Origin of the sequence: Streptomyces turgidiscabies Car8, assembly GCF_000331005.1 — a bacterium.
In the GTDB taxonomy this organism is placed as follows: domain Bacteria; phylum Actinomycetota; class Actinomycetes; order Streptomycetales; family Streptomycetaceae; genus Streptomyces; species Streptomyces turgidiscabies.
Window position 1 is genome coordinate 1 of record NZ_AEJB01000101.1, and the last position, 16,895, is coordinate 16,895.

Consider the following 16,895-nt stretch of genomic DNA (forward strand, 5'->3'; position numbering starts at 1 on the left):
TCGGCGTCAAGTACGGCGCCCCTCAAGGGACGCGGGGAACTGCGCGGCCAGCCACGACGGCCCCGCAGTCGCCCACGGCGTAAAGCCGCGACGGCGAGTAGGCGCCCCTACTTACCCTTGGCCGCTTCCTTGAGCTTGGAGCCCGCCGAAACCTTGACGCTGTAGCCGGCGGGGATGTCGATCGGGTCGCCGGTCTGCGGGTTGCGCGCGGTGCGAGCGGCACGGTGGGTGCGCTCGAAGGTCAGGAAGCCGGGGATGGTGACCTTCTCGTCGCCCTTGGCGACGATCTCACCGACGGTCTCGGCGAACGCGGCCAGAACGGCGTCGGCGTCCTTGCGGGTGACCTCGGCGCGGTCGGCCAGCGCGGCCACCAGCTCACTGCGGTTCATGTTGTTACTCCCGTGTTCTTCTTGCTGTTGAGGCGTGCCCCGCGGTGGAACCGCATGGGGGGCACAGCGAAGCCGATGCTGCCAGGGTCCTCGGTGGGTCCCCGGACCCGGGTCCGCCGTCGGACCCTCACGCCCGAAGACGCATCCTGCCCCCACCTGCGGCGGGAAAGCCAATCCGGCACCCCCGGGAGTCAGACGAACACCCTTGGGAGTCGGACGGAAAGCGTCAGCGGCCGGGGCCGACAGGCTGAACCTGGCCGCCACCCTAGAGGCGCCCGGGGGCCTGGCGCCCCCGACGCGCCGGTACGGGGGCCCGTGGCAACCGTCACACATGGGGCGCGACGCCCCGTGCGGGCGCCTATTCGGTGGCCGCCGCCGCCTTCGCGGCGTCGCGCACCGCGCCGGCCACCGCGCCCGCGACCTTGTCGTTGAAGACGCTGGGCACGATGTAGTTCGGGTTCAGCTCGTCCTCGCCGACGACGTTCGCGAGTGCGGTCGCCGCCGCGAGCATCATCTCGGTGTTGACGGTGCGGGACTGCGCGTCGAGGAGACCGCGGAAGACACCCGGGAAGACCAGCACGTTGTTGATCTGGTTCGGGAAGTCCGAGCGGCCGGTGGCCACGACCGCGGCCGTCTGGCGGGCGATCGCCGGGTCGACCTCGGGGTCGGGATTCGCGAGCGCGAACACGATCGAGCCCTCGGCCATCGCGGCCACGTCGTCGCCGTCGAGGACGTTCGGGGCCGAGACGCCGATGAAGACGTCGGCGCCGCGCACGGCCTCCTTGAGGGTGCCGGTGAGGCCGTCGAGGTTGGTGTTGTCGGCGATCCAGCGCAGCGGGGAGTCCGGCGCGGCGTTCACCAGGTCCGCGCGGCCCGCGTGGACGACACCCTGGATGTCGGCGACGACCGCCTGCTTGACGCCGGCCGCGATCAGCAGCTTGAGGATGGCCGTACCGGCCGCGCCGGCGCCGGACATGACGACCCGGATGTCACCGATCGACTTGTTCGTGACGCGCAGGGCGTTGGTGAGGGCGGCGAGGACGACGATCGCGGTGCCGTGCTGGTCGTCGTGGAAGACGGGGATGTCGAGGGCCTCGCGCAGCCGGGCCTCGATCTCGAAGCAGCGCGGCGCCGAGATGTCCTCCAGGTTGATGCCGGCGAAGCCAGGGGCGATCGCCTTGACGATCGCGACGATCTCGTCCGTGTCCTGGGTGTCCAGGCACAGCGGCCAGGCGTCGATGTCGGCGAAGCGCTTGAAGAGGGCCGCCTTGCCCTCCATGACCGGCATGGCGGCCATCGGGCCGATGTTGCCGAGGCCCAGGACCGCCGAGCCGTCCGTCACGACGGCGACGGTGTTGCGCTTGATGGTGAGGCGCCGGGCGTCCTCGGGGTTCTCGGCGATCGCCATGCACACGCGGGCGACGCCCGGGGTGTAGATCATCGAGAGGTCGTCACGGTTGCGGATGGGGTGCTTGGACGCCATCTCGATCTTGCCGCCGAGGTGCATGAGGAACGTACGGTCCGAGACCTTGCCGAGGCTGACGCCCTCGATGCCGCGGAGCTTCTGCACGATCTCGTCGGCGTGCGCGGTCGACGTCGCGGCGATCGTGACGTCGATCCGGAGCAGTTCGTGGCCGGAAGCGGTGACGTCGAGGCCGGTCACCGAGCCTCCGGAGGACTCCACGGCGGTGGTGATCTGGGAGACCGCGGTTCCGCTCGCGGGCACCTCCAACCGGACCGTGATCGAGTAGGAGACGCTGGGCGCCGTTGCCATGGCCGACTTCCTTCTGCTTTCACCCTGATGCTTGGTTTGCCGTCCGATCGTCGCACCTACCGCGGAGTAGCTGGTAGCGGGGCCTCGATTGCGAACGTTTTGTTCTCAATAAGTTCTTCAGCACAAAGAGGTCCACGCCACTTGGTGGCGTGGACCTCTTGATGTTCAGTGGCACCGACCCGCCATGCTCGCCTCGCGGCAAGTGGTCGCTCGTAGCGACGAAGGTTGGGCCCGGGGGCTTGGATCGAGCCGGTGCCACGTCAACGGTAACAAACGATCCCCGTAAGGCAATTCCCATCGGGCTCAGTATTTGCCCGTCTCGGCCTCAGTCCCGGAGAAGGTCCGGCACCCCTTGCGCGTCGGGCTCGTCGCGGTCTGCCGAGACGACCGTGAGCTGCTGGGTGGCCCGGGTCAGGGCGACGTAGAGAACCCGCAGGCCGGCGGGGCTCTCGTCGGCGATCTCCGCCGGGGAGACGACCACTGTGGCGTCGTACTCCAGGCCCTTGGCCTCCAGACTGCCCAGGGCGACCACGCGGTCGCCGAGGCCCGCCAGCCAGCGCGCCGCCTCCTCGCGGCGGTTCATGGCCACGACGACGCCGACGGTGCCGTCCACCAGGTCCAGGAGGCGGGCGGCCTCCTCGCGGGTCGACGCGGCCAGCGAGTCCCGTACGGCCACGAAGCGGGGCTCCACGCCCGTGGAGCGGACCGCCCTCGGGGACTCCGAGCCCGGCATCGCGAGGGCGAGGACCTTGGCCGCCAGTTCGGCGATCTCGGCCGGGTTGCGGTAGTTGACGGTGAGGGTGAAGCGGCGGCGCGGGCGGGTGCCCAGGGCCTCGTCACGGGCCTGGGCCGCCTCGTCGGGGTCGGACCAGGAGGACTGGGCCGGGTCGCCGACGACCGTCCAGGTGGCGTGCCGGCCCCGGCGGCCGACCATGCGCCACTGCATCGGGGTGAGGTCCTGGGCCTCGTCGACGATGACGTGGGCGTACTCGGTGCGCTCCTGGGCGAGCCGCTCGGCGCGTTCGCGCTGCGTCTCCTCCCGTACCGGCATCAGCTCCTCAAGGCCGCTGAGCTGGTCCAGGGGGTCCCGGTCGCGCTTCTTGCGAGGCCTGGCCGGGGTGCCGAGGATCGCGTTGAGCTCGTCCAGCATCGCCACGTCGTGGACCGAGAGGCCCTCGCGCTTGAGGGCGCGGGCGACCCGGCGGACCTCGCCCGGGTTCATGATGCGGCGGGCCCAGCGGCCGAGGCGGCGTTCGTCGGACATGGCGGCGAGGACCGACGCGGGGGTCAGTTCCGGCCACCAGGCGTCCAGGAACGCGATGAAGTCGTCCTCGGTCGTGACGTCCTCGTCGAAGGAGGAGCGCAGTTCCGCCGCCAGCTCCGGGTCCGTGTGACGGCTCTGCGAACCCGAGCGGGACCACAGGGCGTCCAGGAGCAGTTTGCGGGCGCGGGGGCGCAGCAGGTTGACGGGGGCCGTGCCGCTGAGCGCGGACTCGCGGATGCGGGCCAGCTCGGGGGCTTCGAGTTCGATACGGCGGCCGAAGGCGACGACCCTCAGACGGCTCGTCACCGTCGGCGACTCGTGCTGCTCCAGTGCGCCTCGCGCGGCCTTCCGCAGCACCGCGAGCATGCGGTACGAGCCCTTGGCGCGGGCCACGGCCGGCGAGTCGTACAGGGTGGCCTCGGCGCCGTCGACGAGGGACCCGATGGCGCGGATCGCGACCTGGCCCTCCTCGCCGAGGGAGGGCAGGACGCCCTCCGTGTACGCCACGAGCAGCGGCGTGGGCGAGACGATGAGGATGCCGCCCGCGTACCGGCGCCGGTCCTGGTAGAGGAGGTAGGCGGCGCGGTGCAGCGCGACGGCTGTCTTTCCTGTTCCCGGCCCGCCCTCGACATACGTCACGGAGGCGGCGGGAGCCCGGATCACCAGGTCCTGTTCGGCCTGGATGGACGACACGATGTCCCGCATGGTGTGGCTGCGGGCCTGGCCCAGGGCGGCCATCAGGGCGCCGTCGCCGATCACCGCGAGCTCCTGGCCGTCCAGGGACGCCGTCAGCTCGGGGCGCATCAGGTCGTCCTCGACGCCGAGGACACGCCGGCCCTTGGAGCGGATGACACGGCGCCGGACCACGCGGCCCGGGTCGACCGGGGTCGAGCGGTAGAAGGGCGCGGCGGCCGGGGCACGCCAGTCGATGACGAGGGGCGAGTAGCTCTCGTCGAGGACGCCGATACGCCCGATGTGGAGGGTCTCCGCGATGTCGGCGGTGCTGTCGGGGCGTACGGCCCCCTCAGCGGGCTCCACGGCCGTGTAGGCACCGTCCGGGCCCTTCTTGCCGTCCATGCCCGCCAGCAGGTCGATACGGCCGAAGAGGAAGTCCTCGAACTCGTTGTTCAGCCTGTTGAGGTGGATGCCGGCCCTGAAGACCTGGGCGTCCCGTTCGGCGAGGGCGCCGGGGGTGCCGACCTGGCCGCGTTTGGCGGCGTCGTGCATGAGGAACTCGGCCTCGTCGATCTTCTCCTCGAGACGCCGGTACACCCGGTCCAGGTGTTCCTGTTCGACGCTGATCTCACGGTCGCGGACGGAGTCCTGTACTGCGGAGTCCTCGACCGGTACGAGCGCCGTTTCCTGCTGAGCCTGAGCGGCCACCGGGCCCCCTTCTTACATGCTGGGCAGCCGTCAACCGTACGCGAAAAATGTGCCCGGATGCTACCGAACACTCGCCCAGCGCTCCACCCTTCAGGGTTGAGGTGAAGGGCATCCGGCCCAGAGCGGCCCGGAAGGTCGCAGCGGAGTGGCCAGTATCGCTTGTCGGACAACGTAGTTGTCCGACCTGCTGCCCGACGGGCGGGAAGTCAGGACTGCGGAGGCCACGTAAGACCGACCCTCACCGGTCGGCGGAGGCCCGTGAAACAGGAACCCGCAGTGGTACTGCGATGGGGGTCCCCCCGGGTCGAGCGAAGCCGAGAGCTGGGGGAAGCACGGACCGAAATCACCTGCCCTCGGGCAGATGAGGGCGTCAAGCGACCGCCCCAGGACACCGTACGAGGCATCCTGGGGCGGTAGCCGAGCGACTGTGGAACTGCTGAGGGACTACTGCGGCGGTGGTGCGGGCGGGGTCAGGCGTCGACCTCGACGAGCTGCTTGCCGGCGGAGGTGACGACCTCGTAGTGGTCGATCTCGTCGGCGCTGAAAGCGGTTCCGCCGTGGATGTAGAGCGGGTTGCGGGCCGTTTCCGTCGTGGCGTCCTTGATGCCGTAGCCGGGCGTCGGGACGGACCAGTTGGACATGGTCTCGCGCGAGCCGTCCTTGCCGACGACGATCAGGGAGCACTTCAGCGGGCCCTTGACGCCGCCCAGCTCCAGGACCGCGCTGACACCCCAGGCCTTGGACTCCATCGCCACGGTCGCGGTGACCTTGGTGGTGGGGTCGGTGGCGGAGACCTTGTCGCTCATGAGACCGAAGGCCTCCTTGGCGGAGCCGGTGCTCTTCGGCGTGGCCGTCGGCGAGGGGCTTGCCACGCTGGTCGTGTCGTTGCCCGTCGTCGCGAACACCGCGGTGGGGCCGCCGATGATCAGGGCAGCCGCGGCGGCCACCATGTAGAAGCTGCGCCGGCGCCTGCTCGCTCGCCGTTCCGCGACCTCGTCGACCAGCCGCGTGGCGAGCTGTGGGCTCGGGCGGGCGGAGAGCGACTCGCCGATGGCGGGCGTTCCCTGGGCACCGGGCAGGTCCGCGAGGGCGGCCAGCATCGGTTCCATCCCGGCCAGCTCGTCGAGCTGCTGGGCACACCATTCGCAGCCCGCGAGGTGCGCCTCGAAGGCCGTGGCCTCCGCGTCGTCGAGGATGCCGAGGGCGTAGGCGCCTACGGTTTCGTGTTCGTTCGGGCCCTGGGAACCCTGCATTCCTCGCATGGAACCAGGACTACCCGCTCCGAAACCCCCGTAAATGCTCATGCCGTCACCCCCCGCTCCTCAAGTGCGAGTTTCATCGAACGCAAGGCATAGAAGACCCGTGAGCGCACCGTTCCGCTGGGTATGCCCAGCGTTTCGGCGGCTTCGTTCACCGTACGCCCCTTGAAATAGGTCTCGACCAGGACCTCCCGGTGTGCCGGGGTCAGGTCGTCCAGCGCGTCCGACAACGTCATCAGCCACAACGCCTTGTCGATCTCGTCCTCCGCGGGGATGACCTCCAGCGGCGACGGGTCCACCTCCTGCGGCCGGGCCTGCCGGCTGCGGTGCCCGTCGATGACGATGCGCCGGGCGACCGTCACCAGCCAGGGGCGTACCGATCCGGTTGCCCGATTGAGCTGACCGGCGTTCTTCCAGGCACGGATAAGCGTCTCCTGCACGACGTCCTCGGCCCGTTGCCGGTCACCGGCGACCAGTCTGAGGACGTACGCCAGAAGGGGCCCTGCGTGCTCTCGGTACAGCGCACGCATCAGGTCCTCGTCGGGTTCCGAGGGCTGGGACATGCGATGTCGGGCCCTCGGTCCTTGTTCATTGGCCACGACGGAATCCTTGCGCACGCCCACCTCCGCTGTCCCGGGTTCCCCCGGTCGGTCGCTCCCCCCGAGGTACGGAAGGGGGCCGTGGGATGTTCAACGTGCGACCACAACTTTCTTTATACGGCCCCGACGTGAGGGACAAGGGAGCACATTCCTGCCGCAAGTGCTTTACATTTCCGCCACATTGGCAAGATCGGGGCGATGCCCGCAACCAATAGACGGGAAACACACGTGTAACCAAGGTCACTGGAACTCGCGAGAGTTGGCAGGTCCGATTCCGCCACACGCGCCCGCTATGGGCGATCTGCGGAGGTGTCCGGGGACGGTCTACGCGCGTGCGGGAGCGCGCGTGGGAGGTGTGCGCGAGCGCGTGCGGGAGATGGTCTACGCGCGCGCCAGGGCCGCCCGCCGACGATGTCTCGCGACCCGTTCCCGGTTGCCGCAGATCTCGCTGGAGCACCATCTGCGCCGTCGGCCCCGGGACGTGTCGAGGTAGACGATCGGGCAGTTGTCCCCCTCGCACTGGCGCAGACACGCGCGCGCCACGGGGTCGGTGAGCAGTTCCACGGCGTCCCGGGCGACCGCCCCGAGCAGGGCCGCGCAGTCGGGCGGCCCGTGCAACTCCCGTACGAGCGTGCCGTCCTCGGCGCGGACCGCGCGGGGGGCCGGGGGCGCGGGGCGGGCGAGTTCGTTGAGGCGGGCCAGGGCGTGGTCGAGGCGGCGGGGGTCGGCGGCCGGGGAGATGTGCACCAACCGGCCGACAAGGTCCCGCAGTTCACGGAAGCGCGCCGCCCAGGAGGCGTCGGCGTGACGCAGGGGCGTGCCCGCCGGGACCAGTCCGGACGCGGCGATCCAGGCGCGGAGCGGTTCCGCTGCGCCGAGCCGTTCGCAGGGGTGGGTGGTGGCCAGCAGGTCCAGGCAGATCCGCCCGGCGTCGAAACGCAGCTCGTACGAGGCTGTGGCCAGGGTCGTTTCCGATGCCATGTGCCTGTCACCGCCTAGGAGTCGCCACCGTACGAGGCACAGGGGATGCCGATGAGCGCCGGTGGGATGCCAGTGAGGGGGGTCCGGGGAACCGTTCCCTCTACAGTGCCTGCCCGCCCTCCCGGCCGGAACCCCCCGTACAAGCCGCTTCGCAGGACAGGCGGTTCGTTCCGGGCGGGCCGGGTGGGGGCGCCGGGCCGGATACGCGGTTCGCTCCGCAGGGCACACGGCTCGACCGGGACAGGCCGGGGTGGGGGCGCTGAGCCGGAAACACGGACCGCTCCGCAAGACACGCAGTTCGATCGGGCCGGGCCCGGGGAGGGGGCGCTGAGCCGGACACGCGGTTCGTCCGCCCGCGGGCCTGTGACGGCTCGCCCCGCGGGATACGCGGTGCGTCCGGCGCGGGTCCATGGGGGCTCGCCCCGCGGGATACGCGGTGCGTCCGGCGCGGGTCCATGGGGGCTGGGCGCGCAGTTCCCCGCGCCCCTGGGGGGGGGACTCATCCTTGCGACGACCGTGCTGGTCTGTCCGGCCCGGGAGGGCTGCGGGTCGGCGGGGCGGCCCGAGGACCAGGTCCGGGCGCCCGGAGCGGTGCGCGGAACGCACGCGCCGTAGACCAACGGCCCATTGGCCCAGCCGCCCGCTGCCCGCGAGCGGACGCGACTACGTGTCGGCGTACTTGGCGTCGGCCGCTGGGTCCAAGGCCAGGCGGTAGCCGCGTTTGACTACGGTCTGGATCAGTTTGGGAGCGCCGAGAGCGGTGCGCAGGCGGGCCATCGCCGTCTCCACGGCGTGTTCGTCGCGGCCGGCGCCCGGCAGTGCGCGCAGCAGGTCGGCGCGGGCGACGACCCAGCCCGGCCGCCGGGACAGCGCGCGCAGCAGGGACATCCCGGCCGGCGGTACGGGCCGCAGGGCGCCGTCGACGAGGACGGCGTGCCCGCGGATCTCGACCCGGTGCCCGGCGATGGGCAACGCCCGCGCGCGGGACGGGAGTTCCTGGCAGAGAAGCTGCACCAGGGGGCCGAGCCGGAAGCGCTCGGGGGACACCGTGTCGACGCCGTGGGCCTGGAGCGGCAGTGCGGTGACCGGGCCGACACAGGCGGGCAGGACGTCGTGGTTCAGGGCGGTGAGGAGTTCCGGGAGCAGCCCCCGTTCCTCGGCGCGGGAGAGGAGGGAGGCGGCGGCGGGGGCGCTGGTGAAGGTGAGCGCGTCCAGGCCGCGCGAGATGGTGGCGTCGAGGAGCCTGTCGACGGGGCCGATGTCCTCCGGCGGCATCCACCGGTAGACGGGCACCCCGACGACCTCGGCGCCCGCCGCACGCAGCGACTCGACGAAGCCGGGCAGGGGCTCGCCGTGCAGCTGGATGGCGATACGGCGCCCGTCGACGCCCTCCTCCAGGAGCCGGTCGAGCACCTCGGCCATGGACTCGGAGGACGGTGACCAGTCCTCCGTGAGCCCGGCCGCCCGGACGGAGCCCTTGACCTTGGGGCCGCGGGCCAGCAGTTCCACCCCGCCGAGGCAGGCGAGCAGGTCTGCGCCGAGCCCCCAGCCGTCGGCGGCCTCGATCCAGCCACGGAAGCCGATGGCGGTGGTGGCGATGACGATGTCCGGCGCCTGGGCGATCAGCTGCTTGGTGGCCGCGAGCAGTTCGCTGTCGTCGGCGAGCTGCACGATCCGCAGAGCGGGGGCGTGGACGACGACAGCGCCCCGCCGCTGGAGGAGGGTCCCGAGTTCGTCGGCCCGACGCGCGGCCGTGACGCCCACGGTGAACCCCGCGAGGGGCCCGTGGTCCGGTGGGCCGTGCTCCGGTCGTTCCGGTCGCTGCTGTTCGTCGTACATGGCTCTCGTCCCGCAGTCGGGTCACATCTGCACAAGCGTGCCGAACGAGCCTGTCAACAGCGCGTGACAGGCTCGGTTCGGCTTCATGTCGCTGGTGTTACTTAAGCCGCTTTGGGCGAAGGTCACACCTCGGCGTAGCTGAGCTGCGGCTTTGCTTCGGAGTCCGAGGATTCGGCCGTCTGCGCGGTCGCCGGGCGGCGAAGGTATACGGCCCAGGTGACCAGGAAGCAGGCGGCGTAGAAGGCGAGGAAGGCGACGAACGCGCCGGTTCCGGAACCGTAGGAGAGGAAGGACTGCCGGAAGGCGAGGTTGATGCCGACGCCGCCGAGCGCGCCGACCGCACCGATCAGGCCCATGGAGGCACCGGAGAGACGTCGCCCGTAGGCAGCGGCGGCTTCTCCGTCCAGGCCCTTGGCCAGCGCCTTCGCCTGGAAGATGCCGGGGATCATCTTGAAGGTCGAGCCGTTGCCGAGGCCGGTGAGGACGAACAGCACCACGAAGGCGACGGTGAACAGGACCAGCGACTTCTCCATGCTGGCCGCGATGAGGACCGCGGTCGCGGCGCCCATGCCGACGTAGTTGTACAGCGTGATCTTCGCGCCACCGTACTTGTCGGCCAGCCACCCGCCCAGGGGCCGGATCAGGGAGCCGAGCAGCGGGCCGATGAAGGTGACGTACGCCGCCTCGAGCGGGGTCCGGCCGAACTGGTTGGTCAGCACCTGCCCGAAGGCGAAGCTGTATCCGATGAACGAACCGAACGTGCCGATGTAGAGGAAGGACATGATCCAGGTGTGCGCGTCCTTCGCGGCGTCCTTCGCGGCGCCGGTGTCGTTCTTCACGGAGGCGATGTTGTCCATGAAGAGCGCGGCGAGGACGGCCGCGATGACGATCAGCGGGATGTAGATCCCCAGCAGCACCCGGGGGCCGCCGCTGGCACCGATGATCGCGAGCGCCACCAACTGGATGACCGGCACTCCGATGTTGCCACCGCCCGCGTTCAGGCCGAGGGCCCACCCCTTCTTACGAAGGGGGAAGAAGGCGTTGATGTTGGTCATGGACGAGGCGAAGTTGCCGCCGCCGATACCCGCCAGCAGGCCGATCAGCAGGAGCGTGTTGAAGGAGGTCCCCGGCTCCATCACCGTGAACGCGGCGACGGTGGGGATGAGCAGGAGGGCGGCGGAGACGATGGTCCAGTTCCGGCCGCCGAAGATCGCGATGGCGAAGGTGTAGGGGACGCGGACCACGGCTCCGACCAGCGTCACCATCGAGGTCAGCAGGAACTTGTCCGCCGGCGTGAGCCCGTACTCCGGGCCCATGAAGAGCACCAGCACGGACCACATGGTCCAGATCGAGAACCCGATGTGCTCGGACAGGACGGAGAAGAGAAGGTTCCGCTTGGCGATCTTCTCTCCGGTCTCGTTCCAGAAGGTCTCGTCCTCCGGATCCCACTGCTGGATCCAGCGGCCGCCCCTGCTTGGGGGTGCGGGGGCTGTGCTAGGGGCTGTCATGACGCCTCCACTGTGCTCCGGGCTCGGGTGGTTCTTTGCGGGGTGCTGAGCGGTGATGTCCCGAAGGTAGAGAGAGCGCGTTTCCGCGCTGTGGCTGTGGGTGACCGGAAGGGAACTTTGCTCTCACCCCGCGAGGAGGTGGGATGAGAGGTTACGCAGAGGGAGGTCACGGGGAGAGCACGGCGGGGTCTGCTCGGGGGCACGAAGGGCCGATGTCCTCTGCCGGACCTCAGGAGGGGAACGTCGATGGCAGTGGAGTACTGACGGCACCATCAGGAATAGCTACCGACCACCCACGTGTAGCCCACGGTCGCCGTCGACTCGTCGAATGGAGCACCCTGGTTATCCGGTCGGCCGACGGCTCACGCTCCGTTAGCCTGTCCCCTTTATGACCTGGGGGGGACCTGTGCGCATGAGATCGACCACCGTGACGGCTGGGCTTGCGTGCCTGCTGATAGGCGCCACCACAACCGGCTGCTCGGGCAGCGACACCACGGACGGGCTCACCGCCCAGCAGATGCTCGACGATGCCAACGACACCATGAGCGGACTCAGGTCGGTGACCGTCGAAGGGGTCACCAAGGCCAGGAAAAAGGGTGGTGACATCTCCAGCCGCGTGACCACCGACCTCGACAGCAGGTGCAGGTCGAAGGTGACGTGGGAGGCGAAGGGAGCAGTCCTCGAGCAGATCAGACTCGGCGAAACGGACTACGTCCGCCCGAACCGGGAGTACATCGAGGGGTGGTCGGGCAAGGGCATGGACGGAGCCCAGGACACCTGGATCAAGACCGCCGTGAGCGATGCCGAGCCGGGTGACGGGCTCTCCGACTGCAGCCGTGACTTCACGTCCTTCGGTACGGCGAAGAAGGGTGAACCGACCGAGGTCGACGAGACGCCGGCCATACGGCTGGTGGTGACCGACGAGGAGGACAAGGGCGGCGCCTTCACCTTCTACGTCGCCACCGAGGGCAAGCCGTACATTCTCAAGGTTGTCTACGAGGGCACCGATTACAGCACCACGACCTCCTACAGTGCGTTCGACGAGCCCGTGGACGTGCAAGCGCCGTCCGAGACGACTGTGATCGACTCAGCCCTCATCGACCGCTGAGTCCTGCGACGCGGCAGAAGACGGCCCGGCCTTCACGAAGCGCCGGGCCCTCCTGCTCCCCCTCACTCACCCTTTACGTCGTCCGCCCCCGCGCTTCGCCCCGTCCGGCCACAGCCGTGGGCTTCGCTTCGCGGCGACGTCCTCGATCCAGCCCAGCAGGAGGATCGTCAGGCCGATCAGGGGCCAGACGAGGACGAACATCCAGAGGTTGTACGTCGTGTCCAGCGCGGACACCATTCCGTCGGACATGAACGGGAGGTCGTACATGAGGTCGATCAGGGGAACCGTGGCCATGATCAGCAGGTTGTGCCAGAGATAGATCGTGACCGCTCGGTTGTTGGAGAGGGTGATCAGCCTGTCCCACCTCGCCAGGCGGCCCGGCAGTTCCTGCCACGACGGGGAGTACTGGAGCAGGATCACCACGAACCCGAACGACCATGTCGCCTGGGCCAGCGGGATGTCGTTCAGGTCCCAGCCGTCGGGGCCCTGGTGACCCGACGCCCACCAGATGCCGAAGGCCATGAGAAGGGCCGAGCACGACACGGCGACATAGCGCGGGATCTTCTTCAGCAGGCCCTCGTGGTGGGCGAAGCCCAGTACCCAGCAGCCGCCGTACACCGCGAAGTCGGTCACCGCGTTGCCCGTCTCACCGGGGATCGTCACCAGGCCGGTGCCGACGACCGCCGTCAGGGCCAGCGGCGCGAGCAGCGTCACCCACGGGACCCGGCGGAACGCCCACAGCAGCAGCGGCGAGGCGAACACGAACCACAGGTAGGCCCGCAGATACCAGAGCGGGCCCGCCGCCTGGACCGCCCAGGTGTTCTCCAGGAGCCCGGACTCGGAGCCGATGCTCCAGGGGTAGGGCGGGGCGCCGATCGGGATGACGTAGTTGAGGAGTTCGACCAGGCCCCAGGTGCCGCCGTGGTCGGGATCCTTGGTCAGATTCCAGCCGCCGAGGAACATCAGCGTCAGCGCCACCGCGCTGAACGCCCACAGCGGGGGCAGCAGACGCCGGATCCTGCCCCGGATCACCCCGAGCGCCGGGCGCTTCAGGGAACGGGCCATCAGGGAACCGGCGAGCGCGAACATCACGCCCATGGACGGGAACAGCACGGTCAGCCACGCCCAGCCGAACAGGTGGTACACCACGACCCGGACCAGGGCGATGCTGCGGAGCAGGTCGAGATAGCGGTCCCGGCCCGGCTTCGCCGCCTTGGGCGCGGCAGGCGGTTCGGATGCGGCCGGCTGCCGCGGAACGCCGTACGCCGGTGTGGTCGTCTCGTCGGCCGGTGTCGTGGCGGCCGTAGGTCGCTGGGTCATGCCACGGGCCTCCTGTCGCCGCCGCTCGTCCGGGCGGCCGGTACGGCGTCCGGCGCCGAGCCGACGACTCCGGTGCGCCGGAGTTTCTGCCAGCGCAGCCGGCCGCCGGTGAGCGCGGTGATCCAGGACTGCAGCAGCACGACGTACATGAGCTGGCGGTAGAGGACCTGTTGCAGGGGCAGCGAGATCAGGTGGGTCATCTTTTCCCGGTCGAGGCGGAACGCGTAGGCGGCGCAGACCAGTTGGATGGCGAGGACGCCCAGCCAGGCGAGGACGGTCTTCTCGGTCGGGCCGAACACCAGCCCGTAGAGCAGGAAGACGTCGATCAGGGGGGCGAGGAGCGGTGCCACCACCATGAACAGCGACACGAAGGGCAGACCGACGCGGCCGAAGCGGCCCGACGGACCCCGTTCGATCACCGAGCGGCGGTGCTTCCAGATCGCCTGCATGGTGCCGTACGACCAGCGGTAGCGCTGGGACCACAGCTGCTGCACGGATTCCGGGGCCTCGGTCCAGGCGCGGGCGTTCTCCGCGTACACGACCTTCCAGCCGTCGCGGTGCAGGGCCATCGTGATGTCGGTGTCCTCGGCGAGCGTGTCGTCGCTCATCCCGCCGACCCGCTTCAGGGCACTGCGGCGGAAGGCGCCGACCGCGCCGGGGATCGTCGGCATACAGCCCAGGACGTCGTACATACGGCGGTCCAGGTTGAAGCCCATCACGTACTCGATGTGCTGCCAGGCGCCGATCAGGGAGTCCTTGTTGCCGACCTTGGCGTTGCCGGCGACGGCGCCCACGCGCGCGTCACCGAAGGGCTGGACGAGTTCGCGGACGGTGCCGGGCTCGAAGACGGTGTCGCCGTCCATCATCACGATCAGGTCGTAACGGGCGTTCGCCACACCCCTGTTGAGGGCGGCGGGCTTGCCCGCGTTGAGCTGGCGCACGACGCGTACGTTCGGCAGGCCCATGTCCTCGACGATGCGGGCCGTGCCGTCGCTCGACCCGTCGTCGATGACGATCACCTCGATGGGATGCTCGCTCCGCATCAGTGAACGCACGGTGGCCTCGATGCACTTGGCCTCGTTGTACGCCGGGACGAGCACCGACACCGGTTCGGTGATCGGGGCGCCCCAGCTGAAGTCGGGGCGTCGGGTGCGGCGGGCGTGGAGGACGGAGAGCAGCAGCATCAGGCCGAAGCGGGTGAACACCAGGACGCCGATGATCGCGAGACCGACGACCAGTGCGTCGGTGATCCCGTCGGAGGCCCCCACCAGGAAGGTCCACGCCCTGCCCTTCGCCAGTTCGACACCGGCGACCGGAGTGTGCGCGCTGGGCGCGTCGAGGGCCTCGGTGAGGTTCTGGAACGTGTACCCCTGCTTCTTCATGTCGGGCAGGAAGCGGTCGAGTGCCTCGACGGTCTGGTGGCGGTCGCCGCCGGAGTCGTGCATGAGGACGATCGCGCCCTTGCCGCCCTTGGGGGTGGCCTCGCGGATGATCGCGGCTACGCCCGGCTTGCGCCAGTCCTCGCTGTCCGTGTTGTTGACGACGGTGATGTAGCCGCGCTTGCCGATGTACTCCGTGACCGGCCACGACTTGTTGTCCATGGCGTCGGCGGAGGAGGAGTACGGCGGCCGGAACAGCGACGTACGGATGCCCGCCGCACCGGCGAGCGCCAGCTGGTTCTGGGACAGCTCCCAGTCGATTCGTTTCTTCGACTGGAAGGAGAGGTCGGGGTGGTTGAAGGTGTGCAGCCCCACCTCGTGGCCCTCGTCCACCATGCGTCGTACGAGCTCCGGGTAGCGCGAGGCCATGGTCCCGGTGACGAAGAAGACCGCGTGGGCGTGGTGCTTCCTGAGGACGTCCAGGACCTTGGGGGTCCACGTCGGGTCCGGGCCGTCGTCGAACGTGAGGACGAGCCGGTGGTCGGGGAGCCGGAGGCTGGTGGTCTGGCCGCTTCTGGTGTCGATGACCGGGCCGCCCTCCAGGATCTTCTCCGGTACCCGGTCCGCGGAGGCCTCGGGCTGGATGCGGTGGTCGGCGAGTATTTCGCTGTGCACGTACCCGCGCAGCATCAGCATCGCCATCAGGGCGACCAGGATGAGCGAGGGAAGCAGCAGGCGCATGGGCAGCCGTCGGCGCCGGGCGGCGCCCCCGGCGCCGTTCGGGGCGCCGTGGCGGCGGGTGCGGGATGCCATCAGAGGTTGTTCTCCGGGGACGAGGAGATCAGAACGGCGTCGACGGGGTGGAGCCGAGTCGACGGATGTTCTGCTGAGCGGGACGAGCGGGTCAGGAGCGGTTCGAGCAGATCAAGCGGGCCGAGCGGACCAAGCGGCTCAGGAGCAGGGCGGGCGGTCAGGAGCGGGGCGAGCGGGCGGGCCGGCCGGGGAGGCCGGCGCCGCCAGACGCTTCGGGCGGCTCTACGCCGCCACACCGCCACACCGCCGCACCGTCACGCCGTCACGCCGTCACGCCGGGCGACGTCGGCGGGGAGACCGGGTCGCCGGGGGCACTCGGTTCGGCCGAGCCCTCGGCGATCGGGGTCGGCTCGCTCGGACCGCCGGCGACCGTACCGCCGTCACCGGTCGGGCTCGGAGACGGGTCGGGCGATGCAGCGACGCTCTCCGACGGGCTCGGCGCCGGTGAGTTGGACACCGACACGGAGGGCTCGGGGTCCGGGCCGGGTGTGCTGGTCCCCGGGTCGGGCTTGCCTGCGCTGGCCGAGGGCCGGGCCGAGACGGACGGACCCGGGTTCTGCGAGGCGCTGGCCGAGGCGTCCGCCGTGACGGCTGCGGCAGCCCCCTTCGACGGAGTGGCTCCCGCGCTCACCGACGCGCCCGGGGCCGCTGTGACCCCGGCCGAGTCCGACGGCAGCACCGACTCGGCGGGCAGCGGCGAGGTGTCGACCTTGCCCGCCGGCTGCTCGTCCTGCTGGCCCGGTACCGGCAGCCAGGGCGCGTCCGAGTTGCCGGAGAGGAGGGTGGCGACGATGACGACCGCGTACACGGCACAGGCGGTGCCGACGACGATGCCGATCCGGCGGTATCGGCGGCTGCGGCGTCCGGTCTCGTCGACGAAGACGGGGCCGTCACCGGCGCCGGCCTCCGCGCCGTCCGTGGCCTGCCGTACGAGGAGTTCCTCCACCTGGCGGCCCACTCCGTCGAGTTGGACCGTCACCTCGTGCGGGTCGTGCGTGTGACCGAACTCCGCCGCGTTCTCCCACGGCCCTCTGGGGAACGTCCCGGCTGATCCGGTCGCCACGTTCCCCGCGGGTGATCCGTTCCCCGCGGGTGATCCAGGCGCTCCCGTTCCGCTCGAGCGCGACTGGGCGTGCGCGCCTCTGCCTCCGGATCGCCCGGGTCGCACCGGTGCTCCGGCGTGCCTCTGGCGGGGCACAGGACCGGTGCCGCCTGGGGTAACTCCGGGTAGCTGCTGGGTTCCGGACACGGTCACGCCTTCGGCGTCGGACCGATTCGG

The 16,895-nt window shown here is 70.3% G+C and carries 12 protein-coding genes; 1 reads left to right on the forward strand and 11 read right to left on the reverse strand.

Features of this window, described 5'->3' with window-relative positions:
• Positions 1-107 precede the first annotated feature (107 nt).
• The 8 genes from STRTUCAR8_RS05540 to STRTUCAR8_RS05575 form a co-directional block, all read right to left on the reverse strand.
• On the reverse strand, positions 108-389 hold the full coding sequence (locus STRTUCAR8_RS05540) for an HU family DNA-binding protein (protein ID WP_006374476.1): 282 nt from the start codon (positions 387-389) through the stop codon (positions 108-110).
• 358 nt (positions 390-747) lie between these two features.
• The gene (locus STRTUCAR8_RS05545; RefSeq protein WP_006374486.1) at positions 748-2,163 is read right to left on the reverse strand and encodes an NAD-dependent malic enzyme; all 1,416 of its coding nucleotides are present in this window, start codon (positions 2,161-2,163) and stop codon (positions 748-750) included.
• A 325-nt stretch (positions 2,164-2,488) separates the two neighbouring features.
• Positions 2,489-4,810 carry a HelD family protein gene (locus STRTUCAR8_RS05550; RefSeq protein WP_006374481.1) on the reverse strand — a complete coding sequence of 774 codons (2,322 nt, stop codon included), beginning with the start codon at positions 4,808-4,810 and terminating at the stop codon, positions 2,489-2,491.
• A 470-nt stretch (positions 4,811-5,280) separates the two neighbouring features.
• The gene (locus STRTUCAR8_RS05555) at positions 5,281-6,063 is read right to left on the reverse strand and encodes an anti-sigma factor family protein (protein ID WP_006374483.1); all 783 of its coding nucleotides are present in this window, start codon (positions 6,061-6,063) and stop codon (positions 5,281-5,283) included.
• A 47-nt stretch (positions 6,064-6,110) separates the two neighbouring features.
• Positions 6,111-6,632 carry a sigma-70 family RNA polymerase sigma factor gene (locus tag STRTUCAR8_RS05560; RefSeq protein WP_044471680.1) on the reverse strand — a complete coding sequence of 174 codons (522 nt, stop codon included), beginning with the start codon at positions 6,630-6,632 and terminating at the stop codon, positions 6,111-6,113.
• Between the two features lie 417 nt (positions 6,633-7,049).
• Positions 7,050-7,649: a CGNR zinc finger domain-containing protein gene (locus STRTUCAR8_RS05565; RefSeq protein WP_006374485.1), complete on the reverse strand. Its 600-nt coding sequence runs from the start codon at positions 7,647-7,649 to the stop codon at positions 7,050-7,052.
• Between the two features lie 663 nt (positions 7,650-8,312).
• Positions 8,313-9,488, reverse strand: coding sequence for a uroporphyrinogen-III synthase (locus tag STRTUCAR8_RS05570; RefSeq protein ID WP_006374482.1), 1,176 nt, complete (start codon positions 9,486-9,488; stop codon positions 8,313-8,315).
• Positions 9,489-9,610: 122 nt separating this feature from the next.
• Positions 9,611-10,996, reverse strand: a complete 1,386-nt coding sequence (locus STRTUCAR8_RS05575) for a nitrate/nitrite transporter (RefSeq protein ID WP_006374478.1) — start codon at positions 10,994-10,996, stop codon at positions 9,611-9,613.
• Between the two features lie 412 nt (positions 10,997-11,408).
• Here STRTUCAR8_RS05575 and STRTUCAR8_RS05580 point away from each other — a divergent pair, with 412 nt between their 5' ends.
• The gene (locus STRTUCAR8_RS05580; RefSeq protein WP_044471681.1) at positions 11,409-12,104 is read left to right on the forward strand and encodes a hypothetical protein; all 696 of its coding nucleotides are present in this window, start codon (positions 11,409-11,411) and stop codon (positions 12,102-12,104) included.
• Positions 12,105-12,170: 66 nt separating this feature from the next.
• Here the strand turns inward: STRTUCAR8_RS05580 and STRTUCAR8_RS05585 are convergent, their stop codons facing one another.
• The 3 genes from STRTUCAR8_RS05585 to STRTUCAR8_RS05595 all read right to left on the reverse strand — a co-directional run bounded on the left by STRTUCAR8_RS05585 (position 12,171) and on the right by STRTUCAR8_RS05595 (position 16,679).
• Positions 12,171-13,424, reverse strand: a complete 1,254-nt coding sequence (locus STRTUCAR8_RS05585) for an acyltransferase family protein (RefSeq protein WP_006374475.1) — start codon at positions 13,422-13,424, stop codon at positions 12,171-12,173.
• Complete coding sequence (locus STRTUCAR8_RS05590) at positions 13,421-15,616, reverse strand: bifunctional polysaccharide deacetylase/glycosyltransferase family 2 protein (RefSeq protein ID WP_006374487.1); 2,196 nt, start codon at positions 15,614-15,616, stop codon at positions 13,421-13,423. Before STRTUCAR8_RS05590 ends, STRTUCAR8_RS05585 begins: the two co-directional genes overlap by 4 nt.
• Before the next feature lie 262 nt (positions 15,617-15,878).
• Positions 15,879-16,679, reverse strand: a complete 801-nt coding sequence (locus tag STRTUCAR8_RS05595) for a hypothetical protein (protein WP_006374480.1) — start codon at positions 16,677-16,679, stop codon at positions 15,879-15,881.
• Between the last annotated feature and the right edge of the window lie 216 nt (positions 16,680-16,895).